This window comes from Leisingera sp. M523, from assembly GCF_025141335.1.
GTDB lineage: Bacteria > Pseudomonadota > Alphaproteobacteria > Rhodobacterales > Rhodobacteraceae > Leisingera.
On record NZ_CP081036.1, the window covers coordinates 527,420 to 553,780 of the forward strand.

25 protein-coding genes are annotated in these 26,361 nt (G+C 61.4%); 17 read left to right on the forward strand and 8 right to left on the reverse strand.

What is annotated here, in order from left to right; genetic code table 11:
• The first annotated feature begins 62 nt into the window (after nt 1-62).
• The gene (locus tag K3557_RS02550; protein ID WP_259997447.1) at nt 63-2,570 is read left to right on the forward strand and encodes a heavy metal translocating P-type ATPase; all 2,508 of its coding nucleotides are present in this window, start codon (nt 63-65) and stop codon (nt 2,568-2,570) included.
• On the forward strand, nt 2,567-2,956 hold the full coding sequence (gene cueR / locus K3557_RS02555) for a Cu(I)-responsive transcriptional regulator (protein ID WP_259997448.1): 390 nt from the start codon (nt 2,567-2,569) through the stop codon (nt 2,954-2,956). The genes K3557_RS02550 and cueR overlap by 4 nt, the downstream gene beginning before the upstream one ends.
• A 115-nt stretch (nt 2,957-3,071) precedes the next feature.
• Here the strand turns inward: cueR and K3557_RS02560 are convergent, their stop codons facing one another.
• From K3557_RS02560 to pcaC, 4 genes are read right to left on the reverse strand one after another with little or no spacing between them, the layout of a single operon-like run.
• Complete coding sequence (locus K3557_RS02560) at nt 3,072-3,902, reverse strand: 3-keto-5-aminohexanoate cleavage protein (RefSeq protein ID WP_259997450.1); 831 nt, start codon at nt 3,900-3,902, stop codon at nt 3,072-3,074.
• Nucleotides 3,903-3,914: 12 nt separating this feature from the next.
• Nucleotides 3,915-4,535 carry a protocatechuate 3,4-dioxygenase subunit alpha gene (pcaG, locus tag K3557_RS02565; RefSeq protein ID WP_259997452.1) on the reverse strand — a complete coding sequence of 207 codons (621 nt, stop codon included), beginning with the start codon at nt 4,533-4,535 and terminating at the stop codon, nt 3,915-3,917.
• Nucleotides 4,535-5,272, reverse strand: coding sequence for a protocatechuate 3,4-dioxygenase subunit beta (gene pcaH / locus K3557_RS02570; protein WP_259997454.1), 738 nt, complete (start codon nt 5,270-5,272; stop codon nt 4,535-4,537). Before pcaH ends, pcaG begins: the two co-directional genes overlap by 1 nt.
• Complete coding sequence (gene pcaC / locus K3557_RS02575; protein ID WP_259997456.1) at nt 5,269-5,667, reverse strand: 4-carboxymuconolactone decarboxylase; 399 nt, start codon at nt 5,665-5,667, stop codon at nt 5,269-5,271. The genes pcaH and pcaC overlap by 4 nt, the downstream gene beginning before the upstream one ends.
• A gap of 88 nt (nt 5,668-5,755) precedes the next feature.
• On the opposite strand from pcaC, the gene pcaQ reads away from it, so the two are divergent.
• From pcaQ to K3557_RS02600, 5 genes are all read left to right on the forward strand, one after another.
• Nucleotides 5,756-6,682: a pca operon transcription factor PcaQ gene (gene pcaQ / locus K3557_RS02580; RefSeq protein ID WP_259997457.1), complete on the forward strand. Its 927-nt coding sequence runs from the start codon at nt 5,756-5,758 to the stop codon at nt 6,680-6,682.
• A gap of 128 nt (nt 6,683-6,810) precedes the next feature.
• A complete protein-coding gene (locus K3557_RS02585; protein WP_259997459.1) occupies nt 6,811-7,722 on the forward strand; it encodes an MBL fold metallo-hydrolase in 912 nt (303 codons plus the stop codon).
• 376 nt (nt 7,723-8,098) lie between these two features.
• Nucleotides 8,099-9,757, forward strand: coding sequence for a transcriptional regulator (locus K3557_RS02590; RefSeq protein ID WP_259997461.1), 1,659 nt, complete (start codon nt 8,099-8,101; stop codon nt 9,755-9,757).
• Nucleotides 9,758-9,910: 153 nt separating this feature from the next.
• Nucleotides 9,911-10,369, forward strand: a complete 459-nt coding sequence (locus K3557_RS02595; RefSeq protein ID WP_259997463.1) for a hypothetical protein — start codon at nt 9,911-9,913, stop codon at nt 10,367-10,369.
• A gap of 244 nt (nt 10,370-10,613) precedes the next feature.
• Nucleotides 10,614-13,259 (forward strand): methyl-accepting chemotaxis protein, encoded by a 2,646-nt coding sequence (locus tag K3557_RS02600; RefSeq protein ID WP_259997465.1) that lies wholly within the window; start codon nt 10,614-10,616, stop codon nt 13,257-13,259.
• 40 nt (nt 13,260-13,299) lie between these two features.
• Here the strand turns inward: K3557_RS02600 and K3557_RS02605 are convergent, their stop codons facing one another.
• From K3557_RS02605 to K3557_RS02620, 4 genes are all read right to left on the reverse strand, one after another.
• On the reverse strand, nt 13,300-14,235 hold the full coding sequence (locus K3557_RS02605; RefSeq protein ID WP_259997467.1) for a glycosyltransferase: 936 nt from the start codon (nt 14,233-14,235) through the stop codon (nt 13,300-13,302).
• A gap of 73 nt (nt 14,236-14,308) precedes the next feature.
• The gene (locus K3557_RS02610) at nt 14,309-15,250 is read right to left on the reverse strand and encodes a GNAT family N-acetyltransferase (protein ID WP_259997469.1); all 942 of its coding nucleotides are present in this window, start codon (nt 15,248-15,250) and stop codon (nt 14,309-14,311) included.
• Between the two features lie 3 nt (nt 15,251-15,253).
• Entirely contained in the window at nt 15,254-16,180 is a 927-nt protein-coding gene (locus K3557_RS02615; RefSeq protein ID WP_259997471.1) for a hypothetical protein, read from the reverse strand.
• A 1-nt stretch (nt 16,181) separates the two neighbouring features.
• Complete coding sequence (locus tag K3557_RS02620; RefSeq protein WP_259997473.1) at nt 16,182-16,856, reverse strand: acetyltransferase; 675 nt, start codon at nt 16,854-16,856, stop codon at nt 16,182-16,184.
• A gap of 67 nt (nt 16,857-16,923) precedes the next feature.
• On the opposite strand from K3557_RS02620, the gene K3557_RS02625 reads away from it, so the two are divergent.
• The 10 genes from K3557_RS02625 to eutC all read left to right on the forward strand — a co-directional run bounded on the left by K3557_RS02625 (nt 16,924) and on the right by eutC (nt 26,351).
• On the forward strand, nt 16,924-17,376 hold the full coding sequence (locus tag K3557_RS02625; protein WP_259997475.1) for an FdtA/QdtA family cupin domain-containing protein: 453 nt from the start codon (nt 16,924-16,926) through the stop codon (nt 17,374-17,376).
• Nucleotides 17,373-18,470, forward strand: coding sequence for a DegT/DnrJ/EryC1/StrS aminotransferase family protein (locus K3557_RS02630; RefSeq protein ID WP_259997477.1), 1,098 nt, complete (start codon nt 17,373-17,375; stop codon nt 18,468-18,470). Before K3557_RS02625 ends, K3557_RS02630 begins: the two co-directional genes overlap by 4 nt.
• A gap of 205 nt (nt 18,471-18,675) precedes the next feature.
• Complete coding sequence (locus K3557_RS02635) at nt 18,676-20,070, forward strand: PLP-dependent aminotransferase family protein (protein ID WP_259986845.1); 1,395 nt, start codon at nt 18,676-18,678, stop codon at nt 20,068-20,070.
• A 95-nt stretch (nt 20,071-20,165) separates the two neighbouring features.
• Nucleotides 20,166-21,182, forward strand: a complete 1,017-nt coding sequence (dctP, locus tag K3557_RS02640) for a TRAP transporter substrate-binding protein DctP (protein WP_259997479.1) — start codon at nt 20,166-20,168, stop codon at nt 21,180-21,182.
• A gap of 69 nt (nt 21,183-21,251) precedes the next feature.
• Nucleotides 21,252-21,818, forward strand: a complete 567-nt coding sequence (locus K3557_RS02645; protein WP_259986833.1) for a TRAP transporter small permease — start codon at nt 21,252-21,254, stop codon at nt 21,816-21,818.
• Between the two features lie 10 nt (nt 21,819-21,828).
• The gene (locus K3557_RS02650; protein ID WP_259997481.1) at nt 21,829-23,115 is read left to right on the forward strand and encodes a TRAP transporter large permease; all 1,287 of its coding nucleotides are present in this window, start codon (nt 21,829-21,831) and stop codon (nt 23,113-23,115) included.
• Nucleotides 23,116-23,127: 12 nt separating this feature from the next.
• Nucleotides 23,128-23,565, forward strand: coding sequence for a universal stress protein (locus tag K3557_RS02655; RefSeq protein WP_259986831.1), 438 nt, complete (start codon nt 23,128-23,130; stop codon nt 23,563-23,565).
• Nucleotides 23,566-23,575: 10 nt separating this feature from the next.
• Nucleotides 23,576-24,340: an ectoine utilization protein EutA gene (gene eutA, locus K3557_RS02660; RefSeq protein WP_259997483.1), complete on the forward strand. Its 765-nt coding sequence runs from the start codon at nt 23,576-23,578 to the stop codon at nt 24,338-24,340.
• Between the two features lie 18 nt (nt 24,341-24,358).
• Complete coding sequence (eutB, locus tag K3557_RS02665) at nt 24,359-25,366, forward strand: hydroxyectoine utilization dehydratase EutB (protein ID WP_259997486.1); 1,008 nt, start codon at nt 24,359-24,361, stop codon at nt 25,364-25,366.
• Nucleotides 25,359-26,351 (forward strand): ectoine utilization protein EutC, encoded by a 993-nt coding sequence (eutC, locus tag K3557_RS02670; RefSeq protein WP_259997488.1) that lies wholly within the window; start codon nt 25,359-25,361, stop codon nt 26,349-26,351. The genes eutB and eutC overlap by 8 nt, the downstream gene beginning before the upstream one ends.
• Nucleotides 26,352-26,361 lie beyond the last annotated feature (10 nt).

Genomic DNA, 26,361 nt, shown 5'->3' on the forward strand with positions numbered 1-26,361 from the left:
GACCTTCCCCTCGCTGGAACCCTCATATCTCTTGTCAACGGACCAGAAGCGGCAGGATTCCGATGTCTGAACTTAGCAGGATTTCACTGAATATCACCGGCCTCAGCTGTGCGGGCTGTGCAGGGCGTGCTGAGCGCGCCTTGGCGGCGGTCGAAGGCGTGCAGAGCGCCTCCGTCAACCTTGCCAATGCCACCGGCCAGGTGGAGGCTGCCGCGGAGGTTCCGTTGATGGATCTGACCAGCGCCTTGGCCTCTGCGGGTTATCCGGCGGCAGAGGCGCAAGCTTCCCTGGTGATCAGCGGCATGAGCTGCGCGTCCTGCGTGGGCCGGGTGGAACGGGCGCTGCTGGCGGTGCCGGGGGTGCTATCGGCCAGCGTGAACCTGGCGAATGAGACGGCACAAATCCGTTATTTAACCGGCATGGCCCGCGCCGCCGATCTCGCCCGCACATTGTCGGATGCCGGTTATCCGGCCCGTCTCAGCGGCGCGGCGGAGGATGAAGCGGAGCAGGCCGGCCGCCGCAACGCGGATGAGATTTCCGCACTGGGCCGGCAGGTGCTGATCGCCGCGCTTCTGACTCTGCCGGTGTTCCTGATCGAAATGGGCGGCCACATGGTCCCGGCGCTGCATCATTGGGTTATGGAAAATATAGGTAAGCAAAACAGCTACTTGCTGCAATTCGCCCTGGCTACCGCGGTGCTGGCCGGGCCGGGCCGGCAGTTCTATACTAAGGGTTTTCCGGCCTTGCTCCGCGGCGCTCCCGACATGAACGCGCTGGTGGCGCTGGGGACCTCCGCGGCCTATGGGTTCTCGGTGATTTCCACCTTCGCGCCCAGGCTGCTGCCCGCGGGCACCGCCAATGTCTATTACGAGGCGGCGGTGGTGATCGTCGCCCTTATTCTCACGGGCCGCTTCCTGGAGGCCCGCGCCAAGGGCCGCACCGGCGCCGCGATCCGCAAGCTGGCCGGGCTGCAGCCGAAAACCGCCATGGTGGTCTCGGGCGGGGATGCAATTGAAACTCCGGTGGAAGAAATCGGCCCAGGCGACCTGATCCGGGTCCGTCCGGGAGAGCGCATCGCGGTGGATGGCGAGATCACCTCCGGCAGCTCCTACATCGACGAAAGCATGATCAGCGGCGAGCCGGTGCCCGTCGCCAAGTCCCGCGGTGATGAAGTGACGGCGGGCACCATCAACGGTAATTCTGCGCTGGAATTCCGGGCCACCCGTGTTGGCCGCGACACGGTGCTGGCGCAGATCATCCGCATGGTCGAGCAGGCGCAGGGCGCCAAGCTGCCGGTGCAAGGGCTGGTCGACCGTATCACCCTGTGGTTTGTACCCGCAGTGATCGCGGTTGCGGCGCTGACCGTGCTGGCGTGGTCTCTGTTCGGCTCTGCGCCGGCCCTGCCGCTGGCCCTGGTGGCCGGTGTTTCGGTGCTGATTATCGCCTGTCCCTGCGCCATGGGGCTGGCGACGCCGACCTCTATCATGGTCGGCATCGGCCGCGCGGCGCAGATGGGGGTTCTGTTTCGCAAGGGCGATGCGCTGCAGCACTTGCAGGAAGCACGCGTGGTGGCGCTCGACAAGACCGGCACTTTGACTGAGGGCCGGCCGGTGCTGACCGAATTGATCTGCGCCGAAGGATTCACCCGCGACGAGGTGCTGCGCCTGACCGGTGCCGCTGAGGCGCAGTCGGAACACCCCATCGCCCGCGCTATCACGGCAGCGGCGGGCAAGGGGCTGCCCAAGGCGGGCGCTTTCAAGGCTATCCCGGGCTTTGGCCTGTGCGCAGAGGTCGAGGGGCGCGTGGTGCTGGCCGGCGCCGCCCGGCTGATGGCGCGCGAAGGCATTGTGCTAGGCGCGCTGGAGGCGGAGGGGCTGAAACTGGCAGAGCGCGGCGAAACCCCGCTTTTCGCTGCCGTTGACGGCCAGGCGGCGGCAGTGATTGCGGTGGCGGATCCGATCAAGCCGGGTACCACGGCGGCGATCAAAGCCTTTCATGACCAAGGATTGAAGGTGGCAATGATCACCGGTGATGCTTTGGGGACGGCGCAGGCGATTGCCGCGCGGCTGGGTATTGATGCAGTGAAGGCCGAATGCCTGCCTGCTGATAAGGTTGCCGCGATCCAGGAGCTGCAGGCAGAGCATGGCGCGCTGGCATTTGTGGGCGACGGCATAAACGACGCCCCGGCGCTGGCGGCGGCGGACGCTGGAATTGCCATCGGCACCGGCACCGATGTGGCGATCGAGGCGGCGGATGTGGTGCTGGTCTCGGGTGATCTGCGCGGGGTGGTGAACGCACTGACCGTCAGCCGCGCCACCATGCGCAACATCCGCCAGAACCTGGGCTGGGCTTTCGGCTATAACGTCCTGCTGGTGCCGGTGGCTGCCGGGGTTCTGTACCCTCTTGGGGGGCCTCTTTTGTCGCCGGCACTTGCGGCAGGCGCAATGGCACTGTCGAGCGTGTTTGTCCTGTCCAATGCCCTGCGCTTGCGCCGCCTGAAACCGGCCCTGGATGAAGGGCAGGCCTGGCCGGCGGCCCTTGCGGCCGGCAAGCAGGAGGCGCGCGCATGAATATCGGAGATGTATCCCGCCGCTCCGGCCTGCCAGCCAAGACCATCCGCTATTATGAGGACATCGGGCTGATCAAACCGCATCGCAGCGCCAATGGTTACCGCTGCTTTGCCGGGACTGATCTGCATAAGCTGGCCTTTTTGGGCCGCGCCCGGGCGCTGGGCTTCACCATCGAGGACTGCCGCACCCTGATGGCGCTTTACGAGGACGAAACCCGCGCCAGCGCCGATGTGAAGCAGTTGGCGCTGGAGCATCTGGCAAAGATCGAGGAAAAGATCGCCGATCTGCAGGCGATGCGCGGCACATTGAGAGAGTTGGTCAAAGGCTGTGCAGGCGACAGCCGTCCGGATTGCCCGATCCTCAAGGATCTTTCCGGCGGGAGTTGACCGGCGCCAGTTGGCCAGCCAGGCAGAAGGGGGGCTCCCGCGCCCGCGGCTGCCCTGACGGGCCGCCTGGCGGCCTTGGGCGTGGCTTCGGCCCTGCGGCCCGAAGCGGGCGGCATCAGCCGGGCCGGAGTTCCAGGATCTCGCGGGCCTGCTGCCAGGTGGCGACAGGGCGTTCGTAGGATTCGCACAGCGCCGCTGCCCGCCGCACCAGCGCGGCATTGGAGGGCGCAAGGGTGTCGCGGTCGAGCCGCATATTGTCCTCCAGCCCGGTGCGGGTATGGCCGCCCGCGGCGACCGACCATTCGTTGACCAGGATCTGCCCCGGCCCGACACCGGCGCCGCACCACTGGGCCTCCGGTGCCAGCCGCTGCATGGTTTTGACATAGTAATCGAACACATCCCTATCGACCGGCATCGCGTTCTTCACCCCCATCACGAACTGCACGTAAAGCGTGCCGCCAATGCGCCCCTCGCGGTTCATCTTCACCGCCTGGTGGATGTGCGACAGGTCAAAGGCCTCGATCTCGGGTTTTACTTCGTAAGTGCGCATCTCCGAGGCCAGCCAGTCCACCAGATCGGGAGAGTTCTCATAGACCCGGGTAGGGAAGTTGTTGGAGCCAACGGACAGAGACGCCATATCAGGGCGCAGGGGCAGCATGCCGCCGCGCTCGTGTCCAGCGCCGGAGCGGCCGCCGGTCGACAGCTGCACGATCATGCCGGGGCAGTGCTTGTGCAGGCCTTCCATGAGGCGGGCGAACCGCTCCGGGTCCGAGGTCGGCGTCTGGTCGTCGTTGCGCACATGGCAATGAGCGATGGAGGCGCCGGCTTCAAACGCCTCCTGGGTGCTTTCGATCTGCTCGGCGATGGTGACGGGCACTGCCGGGTTGTTTTTCTTGGTCGGAACCGAGCCGGTGATGGCTACGCAGATGATGCAGGGTTTACTCATGATTGCTCCCCTTCAGATGTCGAAAAACACTGTTTCATCGTCGCCTTGCAGGCGGATGTCGAAGCGGTAGATCGCCAAACCGTCCCGCTCGCTTCGCCTGGCAATCAGGGTGGCGCGGCGGCGCTCCCATTCTATCACATTCAGCACGGGGTCGGTGGCATTGGCCTCTGCCTCGTCCTCAAAGTAGACCCGCGTGTTCAGCCCCACGTTGATGCCGCGTGCCACGATCCACAGGTTGATATGCGGCGCCATCATCTGGCTGTTGCGGCCCATGACCGGGCCAGGTTTCACGGTGCCGAACCCCCATTCTCCGGTTTCAAAATCGGAGATCACCCGGCCCCAGCCGCGAAAGCCGTCCTCAACCGCGCCGCCATGTTCGGGGTGGGCATAGATGCCGTTCGCATTGGCCTGCCAGACCTCCAGCAGCACGTCCTTGACCGGCGAGCCAGTGCCGTCGACGACCATGCCCTCGACCCTGATCTGTTCTCCCTCGGCGTTGGGGCTGGCAATGTCCCAGCCAAGTTCCTGATCGTAGATCCGGAACCCTGCAGCACCGGGTGCGAGGCCGATGTGGACATAAGGCCCGGCGGTTTGCGAGGGGGTTTCTTTCAGATAATCAAAACGCCGACGCATCAATTCCCCTCCAGCCGGTTTTCAAACAGGGTGGACCGCCGCCCGCGCAGCACAATGTCAAAGCGGTAGGCGATTGTGTCGAGCGGAATGGTTGCATTCATGTCGAGCCGCGCGATCAGCATTTCCACCGCCTCCGGGTCCGGGATGGTGTTCACGATCGGGCATCGGGCAATCAGCGGGTCGCCCTCGAAATACAGCTGGGTGATCAGCCGTTGGGCAAAGCCGGTGCCAAAGACCGAGACGTGGATATGCGCGGGCCGCCAGTCGTTCACCCGGTTGCGCCAGGGGTAGGCGCCGGGTTTCACGGTGCGGAAGTGGTAGCAGCCGTTTTCATCCGTCAGCGTCCGGCCGCAGCCGCCGAAATTCGCATCCAGCGCGCCGAGGTAGGTGTCCTTTTTGTGCCGGTAGCGGCCGGACGCATTGGCCTGCCAGATCTCCACCAGCGTATTCGGCACCGGCCGCGCGTTTTCATCCAGCACCCGGCCATGCACGATGATGCGCTCACCGATCGGGCTTTCACCAGGCTGGGCAAAGTTGGTCAGCAGGTCATTGTCGGTGGCAGCGATGTCATTGTGGCCAAACGCCGGGCCGGTGATCTCGCTGGCGGTGTTTTCCAGGCTGATCAGCGGATATTGCGGCGCGCGGGTGACCGAGGTCTTGTAATCCCGCGACAGCGCGGGCGGATGCCAGCGGCGGTCGCGCTGGTAGAACTCCCCCTGTTCCGGCGGTGTGCTCATGCGGTTCTCCCTCCCTCAGCGGCCATTTTGGCATAAGTTTCCTTGGCCAGCTTCAGGGCACGGTTTGCGCACGGCACCCCGGCATAGATGGCCGCATGCTGGAAGGCCTCCAGCACATCTTCCTGGCTGGCGCCGGTGCGGGCGGTGGCGCGGATGTGCATCGGAATCTCGTCGAAATTCCCAGTGGCAGCCAGCAGTGCCAATGTCAGCATGGACCGCTCCCGCAGCGAAATCCGGTCAGAGGCCCAGACCGTGCCCCAGGCCGCTTCGGTGATCAGCTCCTGAAAGGGGGCGTCCAGCGCGGTTTTGGCGGCTTCGGCGCGCTCCACATGGGTGTCGCCAAGCACCTTGCGCCTGATTTGCATGCCTTGGCTGTACCGGTCCTGCTGCGTCATCCTGGTCTCCCCGTGCTGGATAAAGTATCGCATACCGGAGCTGATCTGTATAATCTTGAATTATACATGTAATCATAACCGGAGTGATATGCGGCTATCGTCTTCTTTGAAACTGCGCCATCTTGAGGTGTTCGTCGAAGTGGCCCGCAAGATGAGCGTCACCCAGGCCGCGGGGGCCTTGGGCATGACCCAGCCTGCGGTGACACGGGCGCTGCGCGAACTGGAGGAAGTTTGCGGCAAGCCGCTGGTCGAAAAACATGGCCGCGGTATCCGGCTCAGCGGGTATGGCGAGCTGTTCCGGGACCATGCCGGGCGCAGCCTGGCGCTGGCTCGCGACGGGGTGGCGCTGTTGCGTGGCCTGGACGCGGCAGATGGACCGCTGGTTTCCATTGGCGCACTGCCCACCGTCGCCGCCGATCTGGTCCCTGACACGCTGGCGCAACTGCGCTGCGGCGGCGCGCCGGGGCGGTTCATGGTGATGTCCGGAGGCAATCAGTACCTGATCGACCAGCTGCGCCGGGGCGGGCTTGATTTGGTGGTTGGCAGGATGCCTGCGTCGGAAGCCATGGCGGGCGTGGAATTCGATCCGCTGTACCGCGAGCGGGTGGCCGTTGTTGTCGCGCGGAACCATCCCATGGCTGGCGCCGTGCATGTGCCGCCTACAGCATTTGAGGACTACCCGGTGCTGATGCCGTCTGAAGGATCGATCATCCGGCCGATGGTTGAGCGGATGTTTCTTGAGCAGGGACTGGCACTGCCCAGGTTTCCGATCGAAACCGTTTCCGCCACATTCGGGAGGCGCTTTGTCCTGGCGCATCAGGCGATCTGGATCATCAGCCACGGTGTGGTGCGGCCGGAGCTGGAGGCTGGCAGCATGGCAGCGCTGCCTTTGAATACGGACAGCACCCTTGGCCCCGTGGGTTTGTGTGTCCGGCGGGAGCACCGGCTTTCGGCCGCCGCCCAGCGGTTTTGTGCGGCCCTGCGCAGGGCTTGCACCGCGCAGGGGCTGGCTTAGAAGCCGCCAGTACTCCGGCATGCCGGGTTGCGGCATCGTCGTGTGTTTCCCTTAGTGCCGTGATGAAGTAATATTCATCAAACATTATTTGTGCATTTGATTGCGCGGCGATAGTGAAAGGAAACGGTATGGGGTTCACCAGGCGTGATTTTGGCTTGTCGGCTGCAACGGGGCTGGCTGCTGCTGCTGTCCCCGGCTGGGCTTCGGCGCGGATCAGTTTGGGCAACAAGTGGATTGAGACAGTTTCAGACGGGTATCTCACTCTGCCGCCGGAGTTTCTGTTTGGCGGGCTTGAGCCGGACGCTTTGCAGCAGGCGTTGGAGCAGTACGGGCTTCCAGCCGGGCCGCTGACGCCGGAGGTGAATGTAACTTTGCTGCGCGAAGACAGCAGAGTTGTCCTGTTCGATGCCGGCGCGGGGCCGGGGTTTCAGGATAGTGCGGGAAATCTGTCCGGCGCGCTGGAGGTTCTTGGTGTCACACCTGACCAGGTGACGCATGTGGTCTTTACGCATTGCCATCCGGATCACCTGTGGGGGGTGCTGGATGATTTTGACGATCTGCTGTTCCCTGACGCGGCCTATCTGATGGGGCAGGGAGAATGGGAGTACTGGCTCGACCCGCAGACTGCAGACAGCATCGGCAGCAGCAGGACAGCCATGGCCATTGGGGCCCGGCGCCGGATGGAGCAGCTGGAAGACAAGGTGCAGCTTTTCCGGGACGGCGAGGAGATCCTGCCGGGAGTCGCTGCTCATGCCACGCCAGGCCACACTCCGGGGCATATGTCATTTGAAGTCCGGGATGGCAGTAACAGTGTCCTGGTTCTAGGGGATGCAGTGGGCAATCATCATGTGAGCTTTGCTGACCCTGGCAGGCCGGTTGGTGCTGACCAGGAGCCGCAAGCGGCTGCTGCGGCACGTATGCGTTTGCTGGACCGGCTTGCCGCCGAGCAAATGCAGCTAATCGGCTATCATCTGCCCGGTGGCGGTATCGGACGGGCAGAGCGCATTGGCAGCGGCTACCGCTTTGTGCCAGCGGTTTAGGGGCAGGTACCAAAACAACACAGGCTGAGGGCTTGATAATTGATACCGGCAGTCAGTCCCGTTGTTCCAATTGGATAATGAATTACAGTTTTTGCGTGTGTGGTTGTTCTTTTCAGCTGATCAGATCATGGTTGTTGCAAAGGACCTGCACTGCTGCACTGTTGCACTAAAGCAGTCTGCTCCATGTGGCCGGTTTACTGTGCCTTGACGTGTGCGCTGTTATGATCGCCGTCAGATGCGCCCGAAGGTTGTCAGGTGTTGCTTTTGAAATGAATTGCGAAGTTAATGCAATCAGTAATTGCAAAACACATTGCGGCAATGCAATGTAACGTTACTTTAATTTCAAGTGCGACACGGATTATTGTGGGGTTTACGGATGACGGTCTTTCTGAAGATATGCCGGTTTGGCGCGTTTGGCGTCTTTCACGCAGATGGAACCAATGTTCAGCTTGGGGCGAAACATCAGGCGCTGCTGGCGCTTTTGTCCTCAGCTGATGGCGGGATCCGCACGCGGGCGTTTCTGGAGAAGACATTGTGGTGCCTGGCGCAGCCCGAACAGGCAAAGGCCAGCCTGCGGACAGCCTTGTCGACGTTGCGACGGCATCTGGGTCCCGAAGCGGCCAAGCTGCTGTATGCAAACCGGGAGCGGGTTATCCTCGACCTGACACGGGTGGAATTGGACAGTTGCGCAGGCAATGCGAATTTCATGGAAGGGTTTGAACTGCCTCATGAGACCGCTTTTAACGCTTGGCTGAACGAAGCCCGGGCGGAGTTCGCCCGTGGTGCTGCCCGGCCTGGACCGCAGGCAGGAACATCGCCGGGCCGTGTAATCCTGGATGGGCTGCTGCCTTCCATTGCGGTGCTGCCCTTTGTGCATCGTGCCCCGGGCGACGCGGTTGTGCCGCTGGGGTCGCTGATGTCTGAAGAATTGTCACGGTACTTGTCGCGCAGCTGGGCGTTTTCGGTCACCTCATATCTGGCTTCGCGCCAGTTTGATCCGGAAACAGTGCGCCCAGCCGAAGTGTCTTCAGTCGCGGGCGTTGATTACTTGGTGTCGGGCACCGTCAGCTGCGACGGCAACCGGTTCCGGGTTGAGATCGATCTGCATGATGCAATCCGCGAAAAAGTAATCTGGTCCCGCAGTTTCGAGGGCAGCAAAGGCAGCCTGATGGAAGGCCGCAGTGCCGTGCTGCGCAATGCCACCCAGCAAATCGGACAGACCGCTGCGGGTGAAGCTGTCCGGCTGGCGGGTTTCAAGCCGCTGTCCACCCTGGAAAGCCACACCCTGTTGATGGCGGCGATTTCACTGATGCAGGAAATGGACGCGCGCAAATTCCAGCAAGCACATGAGATCCTGTCGCATCTGCTTGAACGGGAGCCAAAACATGTTCTGCCGCTGACTTGGATGGGGTTCTGGCACGTGATGCGGGTCGAAAAGGGCTTGTCTGTGAACCGTGGAGAGGACAGCCGCCTGGCCAGCCGGATGGCAGAGGCCGCCATCGAAGCTGCACCGGGTTTCTCACTGGCTCATACGCTCAAGGGGCTTATCTCCAGCCACCTGACGTTCCGCTTTGATCTGGCACAGGACGCCTATGACCTGGCGCTGCGCGACAATCCAAACGAAGCGCTGGCGCTGCTTTTGAAAGGGGCGACGCTGGCCTATCAGGACATGCCGGATGAGGCGGTGCAAATGACCGACGCGGCCCGGCGGCTGACGCCTTTAGGACCGCAGCGGTACTATTTTGATGCGCTCTCGGCGCTGGCGTATTTGTCTGCCCGCAACTTTGCCCGTGCAATTGAACTTTCCGAGCGGTCGCTTGAAGCCAAGGGCGCCTTTCCAGTGCCGCTGCGGTCCAAGGCGATCGCCCTGCAAATGTCCGGCCGGGGCGCTGAAGCCCGCAGCACAGTCCAAAAACTGCTTGAGGCCGCGCCGGAGTTCTGCCTGTCGCAGTTCCAGCGCGACAATCCTGCAGCGATGAGCCCGGCGGGACAGGAATGGGCTTCTGCCTTGCGGCAGGCGGGCGTGCCGGAATAGCCGGTCAGGCGATTGTGCAAAAGCCACGGTGACGTTGTGTAACCTGTATTCCCATAATATCTTTTGTGCAGGCAGCAGTTGTGCGTGCTAGGCTTTGCCGGAACCAGCAGCAAACCGGGCAGTTTAGCCCTGAACCAAGGTCTAGGAGGCGGAGTGCCGGAAAATCTGTCTTTCGAACGCCGGTTTTCGGAATTCGGCCCGGGCGTGCAGCCAGAGGAGCGGACGCAAGAGATCCTGGACGTTGTTGAGGATTTCATGCACCGCTGGGGTTATTCGGTGCAAAACCTTATCGGTGCCGATCTGACGGTTGAGCATCTGGGAGGCGGGCCAAGCGAGGTGCCGGATCTGATCTTCAGAATGGCAGCGCTGGACTACTTCGAGATTGTCATCCGCAGCGGCAGCGGGGCCGTCAGCTATGGCGGCTGGTTGACAGGCACTTTGCCGGTTACTGTTTCCAGCCAGCAGGTGAATGGCCGTCCGGTGCTGCTGACCACTTGCCGCGAGGGCGGGCAGATCCGGCATATATTTGATCCGCTTTCCGGTTACCGGCCTGTTACCGAAACCACAAATTTACCCCTGCACGCGGCGCGCCGTCTCTCCGGAGAGATCTGACCGGTAGTGTTGAAACGGCCTTTGCAGCGGGCTGCTTTCTCTGCCAGTCGATAAAATTCAACAGATTTCCCGATTGCCGCTCATATTTTTTTTACGTTCTTGCGTCCCTTTTGTTTGGGAGATGCGGGCAGCTGTGCGGCAGCGGCCCTGCGCCATTGAATGCCTGACCAGCCGATAACGGCGGTGGGGCCGGCTGCTTGTCCGGTCTTGGCACGGAATATGGGCGGATGCCTTGGGTGATACTATGACTGCAAAGAAAAAATTTCCCGCCAAGCGCGGTTTCCGTTTGTTTTCCAGCATTGGCGCAAAAATCACGCTGATCCTGATGGCGATGGGGGCTGCTATTGCTGTTGGCGGTGTCATGGTTACGCTGGTCTTTTCCCAGACCGGCCGCCAAATGGAGGTTTTGACGGAACAGAAGGTGCCCCGGCTGGAGCTGAGCGGCCGTCTTGTCAAGGCGGGAAGCCGGGCAAAGGATGCGATGATTGCGGTCTTGCAAGCTGGATCAGTTGACGAGCTGGTCCAGGCCGAGACTGAGGCGGTTGCAGCGATTGCACATCTTGAAAACAGCCTGGCTGAACTGCCTGCGGCAGAGCGGGCCATGTTCAGGCAGGAGGCTGACGCGGCCTCCGAAATGCTCAGCAATCTGATCGCCGCCCGCAAAGGCGCCTTTCGAAATCAGGCCTGGATCGACTCCCAGACCGGCAGCCTGCAGACACTTAGCCAAACGGTGCAGGCGAAGCTTGTGCAGGTCGCGTCCGAGGCCAGCGACAGTTTGATGGCAGGCGGCGAAGACACAATCGGCCAGGTTGATGAGGTGCTCAAAAACCTGGTTGAGCAACAGTTCGGCAGCTTGCAAACGCTGCTGGAAACCCGCGCTGATATCAGCATTTTGTCTGGTGCGGCCCTGGCGCTGGGCCATGTGCGCGACGTGCCCACCAAGCGGGCGCTCAAAAAAATGGCCAATGACGCTTTGAGCCGGCTGGAGCCGGTCATGGGGCGGCTGGAAGAGCTGGGCCTGGATGCCTTCAGGGCCAAGAAGGTCCGCGCGGGTGTGGAACTGTTCCGCTATACCCTCACCGCGAGCCGAAAGGAGCTGAAGGACAGCCGCAAGGAAGTTCTGAGCGCCCGCAATGCCAGCGTGCGCCCGCTGACCCAGGCGATGGAGCGTATGGTGTTCACCCTGTCTGTTGCGGCAACCCAGGCCAGTTCCGATAACCGGACGGCGATCCAGGGGCTGCTGGACAACCAGGTTGGCGTGCTGCAGCAGCTGCTGGAGATCAATGGCTGGATCAGCGCCTTCCAGGTGGCGGCGCTGGATGTGGCGGCTGCGCATGACATTGATGCCGCAGATGCCGCTGCTGCCCCGCTTCAGGACGCTGCCAAGGCGCTGCAGGGTTATGCCGGTTTCAATAACGGGGTATTTGCGCAGGAGCTTAAGGATCTGGTGGGCCTGGCCGATCCGTCCGAGGGATTGCCGGTCTTCAAGGTGGCGTCGCTGGAGGCCACAGCTGCGGCTGCTGCGGCGTCGCAGGCAACTGTGGATGCGGTGCTGGAATTTGCACATCACGCAACCAGTCTGGGGGCCGAAAGCCGGCTGGAGATCGCGTCCATTGCGGGCGGTCTCGCGGCTGAGGTGAAGGCAGCGCAGCAACAGCTGCAAATCCTGGCGGCTGTGGCTGCCGGTGTCTTCCTGGCGTCTCTGGTTCTGACCCGGATCCTTATCCTGCGCCCTCTGGCTGATATCAGCGGCACTACCGAGCGGCTGGCTGCCGGCAATCTGCGCCCGGTAACAGGGTACGACCGGGCGAGTGATGAAATCTTCCGGATTGCCACGGCGCTTTCGGTGTTTCGCGACGGGCTGGTGGAGAAGGCAGAAGTCGAGGCCGCAGCGGATGCGGAACGTGACGCCCGCCTGGCAGAGCAGACGGCGGCAGTGACGGCCATTGGCGAGGGTCTGGAGCAGCTGTCGCAGGGTGATCTGACAGCCCGGATCCACGGGGAAATGGGCGAGGGCTATACCAAGCTGCGGGATGATTTCAATGCGGCGCTGGAAAAACTGGAGGCCTCTGTCAGCAGCCTTAGCACCAGCGGCCAGTCGATTGCCGGCGGCAGCACCGAAATCTCCTCGGCGTCCCGCGATCTATCCGAACGCTCGGAGCGTACTGCGCAGACGCTGGCAGGCACGGCTGCTGCCGTGAACCAGCTCTCGGTTTCCATTACCGGCACCGCCCAGGCCTCGGGAGAGGCGTCCGCTTCTGTTGAAGCGGCACGCGAGAATGCCAGCGCCAGTATTGAGGTGGTGAAGCGGACCTACGGCGCAATGGAAGCAATCAAGGAAAGTTCAGAAAAAATCTCACGGATCATCGGCATGATCGAAGCGATTGCCCAGCAGACCAACCTTCTGGCGCTGAATGCCGGGGTTGAGGCGGCACGTGCTGGCACTGTTGGCAAGGGCTTTGCGGTGGTGGCCTCGGAAGTGCGGACCTTGGCGCACCGGTCGAAAGAAGCTGCGACTGAAATTTCGGCTCTGGTGGATGAAGCCGGCCAGAATGTCGAACTTGGTGCGGATCTGGTTGAACAGACCCGCACGGCAATTGGTGAAATCTCCGCCTCTGTCGACAGCGCAGCAGATCTGATGAAAACTATTTCCCAGGCCTCTTCCGAGCAATCCGGCAGCCTGCAGGAGATCAATTCGGCAATGTCCAATCTTGACGATGCCACCACCCGCAATGCGGCCCTGTTCGAGGAGGTCACCTCCTCAAGCCTGGGTCTGTCCAAAGAAGCACAGGCCATGGCCGGGGCCATCGGCGCCTTCAGGACAAATGCAGGTTCCGATGCGGTTTCAGGTAGTCTGGAACAGGAAGACCCCTGGAGGCTGCAAGCCTGACAATCTGCAGCCTGCCGGCTGGCATTTTGGGTCTGCCCCGTTACCTGTTGCGCAGCCTGCGCATACCTTCGCTGGCGATGCCCTGCAGCTTTGCCCCCCAGCCATAGTGCCGGCTGGCCAGCACGGCGCCGATACCGTCATAGAAATCCAACCGGGCACGGATCTTGCCGGCTGCTTGTGCCATCTTTCTGACAACCGGCGAATTTTTCGCCAGGCCAAACGTTTTGGCATCCGCAAGTCGCTGTTCCAAGACGGCCAGTTGCCCTTTCAGCATCCGCGTCCGGCGCTCCTGATTGGTCAGAGTGCTGATCTTCTTGGTCAGCTGGGCTGAGATGCCGACGTCTTCTTTGTAGGTCACCAGCTTCTCGGGAATATAGTGCAGGCCGTCCTCCAGCAGGGCGCGGAAGCCGAGAATCAGATCCTCATAGGCACGGTCTTTGGGAAAGCCGCCGTATTTGCGATAGAGGTCTTTGTGCCATGCAGCAGTTGCCCCCAGGTAGAGCGAAAAGGCGGTGGCCGCATCCTCGGTGCTGAAGTCCTTGTAGAACAGGGCGCGGCGGTAGGCGTTCTCGCCGGGCTCTCCGTCCGGGCCGACGGTTTCCGCATCCGAATAGAGCAGTTTGGCGCCGGTTTGCCGGTGGCTGTCGATAATCCGCTGGGCGCGGTTGGGGGCATTGCGGTCATCGCCGGCGGTCCAGATCATCAGGTCGGAGGTGGCGAGGGAGATAGCATGTTCGATATGCCGATTGACGCCCATATTGGTTTCATTCCGCCGGGCCACAATCCTGTGCGGACCGGAAAAGCTGCCGGCCAGCTGCTTGATCTTCTCAAACGTCCCGTCGGCGGAGGCGTCATCCGAGATGATGATCTCGATTGGTTCGCAATTTTGGTCCAGCAAGGACTGCACCGCTTCAGTGATAGTGTTTTCCTGGCAATAGGACAGCAGAATGAAACTGGCGGCGGGGGGCTGTGTCATTGCATGTCCTCAAAGTCGGCCGGGATGCTGTGCCGCAACCGCAGCACAGGTGATGGCAGGCGGAAACCCTGTGTCAGGTGAGTTGCCAGCGGTACTGCTGATACACCGTGCTGCGGGCGCCGAACATCTCTTTTTGTTTGGCCAGCCCGGTATTCAGTTCCCGCCCCTGATCAGTGGTGGATATGCCAAAGTCAAACCACGTCCTGCCGGTAAAAACAGTGTCCAGCAAGTGGTGAACAATCATGTCTACACCGCCTTTCTGGCGGCCCAGGTCCGATGAGGCGATATATTGCACATGAACAGTCTGGCCGCAGTCAAAAATCACCAGAGCAGAGATCATCTGATCACCGTCAAAGGCCCCGAAAAGCCGGACCCGATCAGGAAAACGGCCCGCAAGCAGCCGGATCTCCGCTTCGCTATGCACAGGCCTCGCTTTATGCCGGTCGTCCAGAACTTGGCTAAGCAAAGCCCAGCAGGCGCTCCAATCGGTGCTTTCGCGGATTTCCAGACCGGCTTTACGCGCCTTGCGCAGCCCGTCTTTTTTGCCGCTGCCAAAGGGCAGGCGGTGCGGTACTGCGATGGTGGCTGACACATCCGTGCGTACAACCTGCGCGCCTTGCCGGAACAGCGCATAGATGTCTTCATCGGCTGGCTGGCGGTGATAGATATAGGGGATGGCTTTGTAGTTCACTTCGGTGAACCCGGCGGGGCGCAGATAGGCGGCAAGCGCGTCAAAAACCATAAGCATTCGCTCCGCACTCATCTTGGTGCCGGAAATTACCCCGCCATAGGTCAGCCCGCCATGGGAATTCAGCGCCGTGCCATCGGCATTGGCGGGCAGCACCGCCAGCAGCTTGCCGTCTTCGTGGATCATCAAAGAATGATCCTGAAACCGGTCGGCGTGATAGTCCATGAACCCGCGTTGCAGCAGAAAGGTACCGTTTTTCGACGCCGTCAGGAATTCATCCCATTCGGTGGCGCTGCCGGCTGCGTAGCGCTTTATCTCAATCGCCACCGCTCAATCCTCAAGCATGGCAACACCCACGCCGGTCGCGCCCATGTTGTTGCCGTTGTAAAACAGAAAGCTGCGGCCCTGACTGGTGTCGATCCGTGCCGGATAGCAGGTCATCTCGCCGTCCCAGGAACCTGCGGGGCCGCGCGGCAGTTCCTCGGCGCTGGTCCGGACAAAGCTAACCCCGTCAGGAGAAGTGAACCGGAAGCTGGCATATTGCTTTGACAGAGTGTCGGAGGTCGCGCGCAATTCCCACGAGCCGTCCGGCAGCCGGTTTGCCCGCGGGCGGCCGATGCGGTATTCCTCCGGGGCAGGGGGGATGATCCGCTGCGCCGAGGCATTTTCAAAACGCACGCCGTCTTCGCTGGTCAGTGTCCAGCAGTCATATTGCGGGAACAGCCGGCCGCCGATGTCCTGCCAGCCAAAGCCGCGGGATATCCAAGCCCGGTAGGAGCCATCGGGAAGCGTGGCGATGGAATGAAGCGCACCGATGAAGGGACCTTCGGGGCAGCGGTCGATGACCGGTGTCTGCTGCACCCGTTCGAAACTGTCGCCCCGGTCGCGGCTGATGGCTAGCCCGCTGAAGGCCAGGAACTTGGCTTTTTCCACCAGCTGAAAGCCGACATAATACAGCCGCAGCTCATCCTCTGCGACCTCCAGGACATCGCCCAGGATCATGCCGTTGTCATCGAACATGCCTGGCGCCCCCAGCCCGATCGCAGGTTGTTCGGACACAGCCTTGACCTGCAAGGGGTCGGAGGCATCGACGTCGATCCAGCCAATCCGGCTGATCCCCTGATCATCCCGCATCCCGCCGAACAGACGGATGGTGTCCGCGTCCCGCTGCCAGGGGCAGGGTGTCATGAAGGAATGCTTGGCCCAGTCCTGGCTTCCGTCCGGGGCAAATACCAGCCCTTTCTTGACCCAGCCCATCTTACTGTTTGATCCGGAAATAGCGGTAGGAGGAGACTTTGGCAGGCTCGGCCGGGTTGCCGTTCAGGATCAGGCCTGGCGTGTCAAAGCTCTTGTTCACGGCGGCGGCCATGCCGACAAAGCTGTCCTCGCCGATTTTCACATTGTCAGCAAAGGTCGCATTGACCCCGACAAAGCTGCGCGCGCCGATATCGCAATAGCCCGAGACCACCACATGCGACGCCAGGAAACAGTGCTCGCCGATCCGGGTCTGGTGGCCGATATGGTTGCCGGACCACAGGACGCAGCCGCTTTCAATCTTGACGCCATGCTGCACCACGTTGTTTTCAAAGATGAAAACATTGTCCCCCAGCTCTGCCGTGCGCCAGACCATGGCATGGGGGCTGATGAAATTGGCCAGCGTGTATCCCTTGCTGCGGGCGGTCTCGATCAGCCGCGCACGGATCCGGTTCAATTTGGTTGAGGTCACGGCCACATGTGCCTCAACCTCGGAGGCGGGGAGCATGGTTTCCACGGTTTCCAGTGCGACCACCGGCAGGCCGAATTTCTCGTCCTCGGTCAGAAACTCAGCCTCCACCGCAAAACCCGCGACCTCATAGTCGCTATCGACGGTAAAGTATTCATAGGCGATGTCGGCGAATTCACCCGCACCGATGATCAGTAGCTTTTTGCTCATGGGAGGGACGTTGTCCTTGATTGAGGCGGCCCTGGCGGCCGGCGCTGCTTGCTGGTCCGGTTCAGATATGCATATACACAAGGGACATTCAAATGCGAAGGCGGTTTCCGTGCCTCTGACTGACTGCAAAATCATTGACTTGCCCAAGATAACAGATGTGCGGGGCAACCTGACCTTTGTTGAGGGCGGCAACCATATCCCCTTTGATATCAAACGGGTATATTATCTGTATGACGTGCCGGGCGGGGCTGACCGCGGCGAGCACGCGCATAAGGCGCTGCATCAGTTCATTATCTGCATGTCAGGCAGTTTCGACATCCTGCTGGACGACGGTTTTGAGACCAAGCGTTTCCACCTGAACCGCTCCTACTACGGGTTGTATGTCTGCCCGATGATGTGGCGCTACCTCGACAACTTCTCCTCCGGGGCGGTTTGCATGGTGCTGACCTCCGAAGTTTATGACGAAGCGGATTACATCCGCGATTATAATGAATTCAAAGCTGCGGCAGGTGCAGCGTGAAGGTTCCTTTCCTCGATATTGCGGGTGCCCATGCCGAAATTCAGGACCAGCTGGAGGCAGCTGTGCTGCGGGTTGCGCGGTCCGGGTACTTCATTCTGGGTCCTGAGGTTGAAGCATTTGAGGCCGGTTTTGCCCGTTACACCGGTGCGCCGCATTGCCTGGGCACTGGAAACGGCCTGGACGCGCTGATCCTTGCGCTGAAGGCAATGGGGATCGGCCCGGGCGATGAAGTGATCGTGCCCGCGAACACATATATTGCGACCTGGCTGGCAGTCAGCTTTTGCGGAGCAACCATCGTTCCGGTGGAACCGCTGGAAGCCACCCACAACATCGGCCCGGAGGCGGTGGCCGCTGCCATCACGTCCCGCACCAAGGCAATCATTCCGGTCCATCTTTATGGTCAGCCAGCCGACATGGATCCGCTGATTGAGCTTGCCGGACAGCACGGGCTGCACCTTCTGGAGGACGCCGCCCAAGCGCATGGCGCCAAATACAAAGGCAAGCGGATCGGCAGCTTCGGCGAGGCCGCTTGCTGGAGCTTTTACCCGGGTAAGAACCTGGGTGCGCTTGGGGATGGCGGCGGGTTTACCACCACCTCGCCGGAGCTGGCAGAGCGGGTGTCTATGCTGCGCAACTATGGCTCGGCGGTTAAATACGAGCATGAACTGGCTGGCCAGAACAGCCGTTTGGATCCGATGCAGGCAGCGGCGCTGCAAGTGAAACTGCAAGTGCTCGATGATTGGAACACCCGCCGCCAGGCCATTGCCGCCCGTTACCTGGACGCACTGTCAGTGGCCGGACTGGTACTGCCTGCGGTGCCGGAATGGGCGGATCCGGTATGGCACCTCTTTGTGGTGCGCCATCCGGACAGGGATGCTTTCCGCACCCGGCTGGAGGCTGCAGGAGTCGGCACAGTCATCCACTACCCCAAACCGCCGCATCTGCAGAACGCCTATGCCGGGCTTGGCTATGGCAAGGGTGCGTTCCCTGTTTCTGAGACGTTGGCTGCACAGGTGATCAGCCTGCCGATCGGGCCTGCTCAGACTGAAGCGCAGACCGAATATGTAATCGAGCAGGTGCTGAAACTGGCGTGACCGGCCGCCCGGATTTTCTGATACCTCGCGCATTGGAGCTGCTCGCGGGTTAGGATGGCGGACGGGAGAGCTGGCTGGCCATCGCATCAATTGGCAGCCGAAACTGACCATTGCAAAGCCAGCAGTTGGATCATTGTCTGCGTTTGGGGGGCAGCTGTGTGGAAATTGTATTGCGAAGTCGGGGTCATCACTTGTAAAATGTTGCATGACAATTTGGCATCCTGATCCCTCCGCCTTGACCTCCCCCCTGCATGCGAGCCTTGCGCTGGCCATTGCCAGGGCAATCTCAGACGGCAAGCTGCCGAAGGGGACGCAGCTGCCGACCCATCGCAAAATGGCCGATGATCTTGGCCTCAGTGTCCACACCGTCAGCAAGGCATATGAAAGTTTGCGGCGGCAAAGGCTGATTGATGGCCAAGTCGGCCGGGGCAGCTACGTTCTGGATCCTGACAAGTCCAACGATCAGCCGTTTCAGCTGAGCTCTGAACGCGGTGGCGGTTTCGACCTGTCGATTTCACGCCCGGCATTCTCGCAGCAACATGCTGAGCGGTTCGAACAAGCGCTGAGGGAACTGCCGGAGGGGTTGGACCCGAGCTACTATCTGTCCTGCCGCCCGAATATCGGTCATGACGCCCACCGTGCCGCCGGATCGCAATGGCTGCGGCATTGCGGTTTGGAAGTGCCGCCGGAGCGGATCATTATGACGAATGGGGTCAGTCACGGCATGTCAGCGGCGCTGTCGGCGCTGACCCGGCCTGGCGACACGGTAGTGTCAGACAAGGTCACGCATCATTTGCTGGTTTCGGGGTGTTCTTATTTGGGTTTGAACCTTGCGGGGGTTGATGTGGATGCGGATGGTATCCTTCCGGATGCGCTTGAGCGGTTTTGCCAGGAAAGCAACCCTAAAGTGTTGTTTTTGCTTCCGTCCTTGGCCAACACGACAGCGGGTATGATGACTGAGGAACGCCGCCGCGCGCTGGTGGATGTCGCCCGCAAACACGATCTGCACATCATCGAAAACGATGCCTTTGGTCCGGTGGCCGAGGGACGTCCGGTGGCGGTTACTGCTCTTGCGCCGGAGCGTTCAATCTATTTGACTACCTTTACCAAATGCACTGTGTCGGGGCTGCGCGCAGGATACATGGCGGCGCCGGAGCATCTGCTGCCGGCATTGACCGGGCGGATTGTCGTGTTTGGTTGGATGGCGACGCCGCTGATGTGCGAACTGGCCACCCGTTGGGTGCAGGACGGCACCGCGTTGGAGCTGGCGCAGTGGCAGCGATCTGCGCTGGCCGAGCGTCATGGCATCGCCGCTGAGGTGCTGAAAGACTGGCACTGGCAGGGCCACCCCTCGGCGTTGCATCTATGGCTGCCGCTGCCCAAGGGCTGGAGCACCAGCAGTTTCGTGTCTTACGCGCGTGAGTTGAAAGTCGCGGTGGCGCCGGATGCACCGTTCCTGCCCCCTAAGACGCCGCCGCAGAATGCTGTGCGTCTGTCGCTTGGCAGCATCCAGGATCTGGGGCGTTTCAGGCAAGCGTTGGAGTTGATCGCCGGAATGCTGGGCCGCCCGCCGGAGGGGATTGCGCCTTTCACATACTGATTGTCCTGCAACAATAAAAAAATTGACATGCAGTACAATTCCTCTCAAACCTGTCGCAGCGGTGCGCAGGCACCCAAGAGACTTGGGAGGAAAACATGGCTCAAACTGTCAAAATCACCTTCGGTGCCCTTGCGGCAGCGGGGATTGCCCTGGCAGGCAGTGCCGCGCAGGCGGACACCTGGCGCTATGCCTTTGAAGAGGCAATGACCGATGTGCAGGGTGTTTATGCGCAGAAATTCAAGACAGAGATCGAGGCGAACTCGGATCACGAGATCCAGCTGTTCCCCTATGGCACATTGGGTGAATCGGCCGACATCATGGAGCAGACTCAGGACGGCATCCTGCAGTTTGTGGACCAATCACCGGGCTTTACCGGCTCGCTGATCCCGGAGGCACAGGTGTTCTTTGTGCCATACCTGCTGCCAACCGATCAGGATCACCTGGCGCGCTTTTACAAGGAAAGCAAGGCGATCAACGGCATGTTCAAGCCGCTTTATGCGGATCAGGGGCTGGAGCTTTTGAACATGTTCCCCGAGGGCGAAGTGGCGATGACCACCAAGACTCCGGTGACCACCTGCGCCGATCTGGACGAGGTGAAGTTCCGGGTGATGACCAACCCGCTGCTGGTCGAAAGCTACAAGGCCTTTGGCGCCACCCCGACACCGCTGCCCTGGGGCGAGGTTTACGGCGGGCTGCAGACCAATGTGATCCAGGGGCAGGAGAACCCGACGTTCTTCCTCTATTCAACCAAGATCTATGAGGTCACAGATTACATCACCTACGCCGGCCACAACAATTTCACCACCGCGGTGATGGCCAACAAGGACTTTTACGACGGCCTCAGCGCCGAGGATCAGCAACTGGTGCAGAACGCGGCGCAGGCCGCCTATGACCACACCGTGGTTTATCAGCAGCAAGCGGCGGAGACTGAGCTGGCCAAGATCATGGAAGCCAAACCGGAAATGCAGGTGACTGTGCTGAACGACGATCAGCGCAGCTGCTTCATGGCAGCAGCGGCTGAGGTTGAGGCCAAGTTCATTGAGATGACCGGCGACAGCGGCGCCGCGATCCTGGAACAGTTGAAGGCTGACCTGGCGGCCACTGCCAACTGACGCCTCTCCTGCAAACAGTGCTGAGCGGGTCCTGCCTGCTCAGCAGCTTCCGGGCCTGGGGAGGAAGGAATGCAACAGTCACACGAGTCAGCGCTGCCTGGGTTTCTGGGTGTGATCGACAGCGCCATCAGCCGCATTGAATCATTTCTGCTAGCGGCAGGGGTTCTGCTGATGGCCGCCAATACTGTGGCCAATGTTGTTGGGCGGTTCGTGCTGGGGAACTCCATCTTCTTTACCGAGGAGCTGAACCGGATCCTGATCATCCTGATCACCTTTGCCGGCATCAGCTATGCCGCGCGCAACGCCCGCCACATCCGCATGTCGGCGATTTATGACCTGCTGCCGCCGCATCTGCGCAAGGTGATGATCGTGGTGATTTCCATAATCACCGCTGGTTTCATGTTCCTGCTGTGCTTTTACGCGGTGAAATACATCGGCTCGCAGGCCGCGCGCGGACGGGTGCTGCCCGCACTGCAGATCCCGGTCTGGGTCATCCTGGTCTGGGTGCCTGCCGGGTTCTTCATGACCGGCGCCCAATACCTGCTGACCGCCGTGCGCAATCTGACGTCTCCCGGCATCTATCTCTCGACGCATGTGCAAGAGGGATACGAGGACGCAGAAGAAATCGAAATCTGAGGGCGAACCCGTGGCTGCAACAATATTTTTGACCATGATCACCCTGCTGCTGCTGGGCTTTCCGATGATGATCCCGCTGATTGCCGGCGCCTTTATCGGGTTTCTGATGCTGTTTGGCGATCTGGCCCGGACCGAGACAATGGTACAGCAGATGATGGCCGGTATCCGGCCCGCCTCGCTGATTGCGGTGCCGATGTTCATCTTTGCCGCCGATATCATGACCCGCGGCCAGTCGGCGGGGCGGCTGATCAATGTGGTGATGGCCTATATCGGCCATATCCGCGGCGGGCTGGCGATCTCCACCGCAGCTGCCTGCACCATGTTCGGGGCGGTTTCCGGATCGACCCAAGCCACCGTTGTGGCGATCGGTTCGCCGCTGCGCCCGCGGATGCTGCAGGCGGGTTACAAGGACAGCTTTGTGCTGGCGCTGATCGTGAACGCCAGCGACATCGCCTTTCTGATCCCGCCGTCGATCGGCATGATCATCTATGGCGTGGTCTCCAGCACCTCGATTGCCGAGCTGTTCATTGCGGGCATTGGTCCCGGCCTGCTGATCCTGCTGCTGTTTTCCACCTACGCCTATATCTACGCCGTGCGTAACAACGTGCCGACCGAGCCCAAGGCCACCTGGCGCCAGCGGCTGCAGACCATGCGTGCCGCACTTTGGCCGATGGGGTTTCCGGTGATCATCATCGGCGGCATCTACGGCGGCGTCTTCAGCCCAACCGAGGCCGCGGCGGCCTGCGTTCTCTATGCGCTGATCCTGGAGGTCGCCGTGTTCCGCTCAATGGCGCTGGCGGATGTCTATGAAACCGCAAAATCCACCGGGCTGGTCACCGCCATCGTGTTCATTCTGGTGGGGGCAGGGGCTGCGTTTTCCTGGGTTATCTCATTCGCTCAGGTGCCGCAGCAGATCCTTGGCGCCATCGGAATTGCCGAGATGGGCGCCATAGGGGTGCTGTTCGTGATCTCCATCGCGTTTTTCATCGGTTGTATGTTTGTCGATCCCATCGTGGTGATCCTGGTGCTGGTGCCGGTTTTTGCGCCGGTGGTGAAGTCGGTGGGGCTGGACCCGGTTCTGGTTGGCACAATCATCACCCTGCAGGTGGCTATCGGATCGGCCACACCGCCGTTCGGCTGCGATATCTTCACTGCCATTGCCGTGTTCAAACGCCCCTATGCCGAGGTGGTGCGCGGCACGCCGCCCTTCATCCTGATGCTGCTGGGGGTGTCGGTGGCGCTGATCTTCTTCCCGCAGATTGCGTTGTTTCTGCGCGACCTGGCCTTTGCAAAATAACGAGGCGCTGAGATGTTCACATCCATTCTGGTGCCCTTCGACGGCTCCCAAGGCGCCGAGGCCGCGCTGGCCAAGGCGGCGGAGCTGGCGCAGCTGTGCGGGGCTGGGCTGACCTTGTTGACGGTCTACCGCCACCATTCGCTGCTGGAGGCCTCAATGCATATGGTGCGTCCGGATCAGCCGGAGGACTTGGACGAGATCATGCGCAGCCACGCCAAGCAGGTGGCCGAGCGCGGCAAGGCGCTGGCGGCGGCGGGCGGCGTTCAAAGCCCCCGCGCCTTTGTCAAAGCCGGCCCGGTGGCGCGCACCATCACGGGGTTTGCCAGGGAGCACGGGCATGATCTGATCGTGATCGGCAGCCGCGGCCTTGGCTCGCTGGAAGGGGTGCTGCTGGGTAGTGTCTCTCACAAGGTGACGAGTCTGGCCGAAACCCCGGTTCTTGTTGTTTAGGAAAGCAAAAATGGCTCTTGATATCCATTCCACGCCGTCGCGGGTTCCTGCCATGCTGGACGACCGTCCGGTCAAAAAGCGGATCGCGCTGGTGGCGCTGGCGACCGACCACACGTCTGAGCGCGACTTTGCCCGGATCTGCGACCCGGACCGGGTCGGCGTCTACACAAACCGTATCGCGTTTGAGAATCCGACCACCAGGGAAACTCTTCTGCAGACCGGCCCGCGGCTGACTGAAGCAGCGGCGCAAATCCTGCCGGAGGAAGAGGTGGACGTGGTGGCCTATGGCTGCACCGCGGCCTCTATCGTCTTGGGCAATGACGCAGTCACCCGCTATCTGAACGCCGCCAAGCCGAAGACGCCGTGCGTCACCCCAAGCTCTGCCGCCTTTGATGCGTTTGAGGCGCTGGGTGCCAGCCGGGTGTCGCTGCTAACCCCCTACAGCCCGGCGGTCACCGATGAGATGGCGCAGTACTTTACGGCGCATGGCCCAGCGGTGGTCAGTGCTGTCTGCTTTGGCCTGACAGATGACCGCCAGATGGCGCGGATTTCCGAGAACAGCATCATCGAGGCCGCAATCGCTGCCTGTGATGAGGGCGCGGATGCGCTGTTTCTGTCCTGCACCGCGCTGCGGGCGGCACCTTGCGTGCAGCGGATCGAGGACCGGCTGGGCAAGCCGGTTGTCAGCTCAAACCAGGCGATGGTCTGGCGCTGCCTGCGCCTGGCCGGGATCGCGGATCCGGTGCCGGGCTACGGCAGGCTCTTTGAACTCTAACAAGGCTAAACAGGTCCAATGACTGACAACATCACCCTTCAGGACAGCTATCAGGCCCGGGCGCGGATTGCCGGGCGTATCCGGCAGACGGCACTGGTATCTTCGCCCTCTCTCAGCGCGCGTTGCGGCGGAGAGGTTTCGTTGAAGCTGGAAAGCACCCAGATTACTGGCAGTTTCAAACTGCGCGGTGCCACCAATGCGGTTTTGTCGCTGACCGATGAACAGCGCATGGCGGGTGTGGTTGGCGTGTCCACTGGCAACCACGGGCGCGGGCTGGCCTACGCCGCAGCGCAGGCCGGGGTGCGCTGCATCATCTGCATGTCGGAGCTGGTGCCGCAAAACAAGGTCGAGGGCATAAAATCCCACGGCGCCGAAGTGCGCATTGCGGGCCGCTCGCAGGACGATGCCCAGGTTGAGGTCGACAGGCTGGTGGCGGACGGCATGACCATGCTGTCGCCCTTTGACCATCGCGACATCATCGCGGGCCAAAGTACGGTAGCGCTGGAAATGCTGGAACAGATGCCGGATCTGAACACCGTGCTGGTGCCGCTGTCCGGCGGCGGGCTGATTTCCGGCGTGGCGATGGTGATGAAGGCAGTGAACCCGGAAATCCGCGTGATTGGCGTGTCGATGGAACGCGGCGCGGCAATGTATGAATGCCTGCAGGCCGGTAAACCTGTCCTGGTTGAGGAAAAAGCCACGCTTGCGGATTCTCTGGGCGGCGGCATCGGGTTGAATAATGCCTATACCTTTGAAATGACAAAGGCTTTTGTCGATGATGTGGTGCTGGTGTCCGAGACGGAAATCGCCGCCGCCATCCGTCATGCCTATTTCGAAGAACGCCAGGTGATCGAAGGCTCCGGCAGCGTCGGTATCGCTGCCCTGCTGGCGGGCAAGATCGAAAATCCCGGCCGCTGCGTCTCATTGGTCAGTGGTCAGAACATCGACATGACCCTGCACAAACGCATCATCAACGGAGAAGATGTCAATGTGGAAGCCGAAACCAAGGGGGGCGCAGATGCCTGACATCAAGATCCTGACTGAGACGGAGCTGCGCGATCTGGTGCCGCTGGATGCTGATGCAGTGGATTGTGTCGAGCGGGGCTTTACCACGCTGGCCGGGGGCAAGGTGGTGATGCCGCCGATCATGACGCTGCCTGTGCCGGATCATAACGGCGAAGTCTGTGTCAAAACGGCCTATGTGCCGGGGATCGGCAGTTTCGCCATGAAGATGAGCCCGGGATTTTTCGACAACCCTAAACTCGGCCTGCCGAGCACAACCGGGCTGATGGTGGTGTTTTCCAGTAAGACCGGCATGCTTGAGACGCTGCTGCTGGACAATGGCTACCTCACCGATGTGCGCACCGCCGCTGCGGGTGCTGTCGCCGCGCGCCACCTCGCGCGCGCGGACGCGGCGCGTGTCTGTATCATCGGCGCCGGCGTGCAGGCGAAGATGCAGTTGAAGGCCATGACCCTGGTGCGCGAAATCAAAAGCGCCGTGATCTGGGCACGGGACGTGGCCAAGGCTGAGGCCGCTGCTGCCAGCCTGCGCGAAGAGCTTGGGTTTGATATCACAGCTGGCACAGACGCCGCGCAGGCGGTCTCCTCGGCTGATATCGTCGTCACAACAACACCTGCAGCTAAGCCAGTGATCAAGGCGGAGTGGCTGCGGCCGGGCCAATTGGTCATCGCCATGGGGTCGGATCAGGAGCACAAGTGTGAATTGGACCCGGCTTGCCTGGCCAAGGCAGACGTGTACGTGCCTGACAGCCAGGCGCAGTGTGCCGTCAAGGGCGAGCTGCGCAGTGCCATCAAGGCGGGGCTGATGCCAAATGACCGCAGTTTCACCGAACTGGGAGATGTCACCTCAGGCAAGGCCGCCGGGCGCCAGGCGGACAGTGATCTGATCATTGCAGACCTGACCGGCACCGGCGTTCAGGACACCGCCATCGCAACTCTTGCAGGCAACCGCGCAGATGCGGCGGGTGCCGGCTCCACTTTCACCAGCTGATCAACCAGGA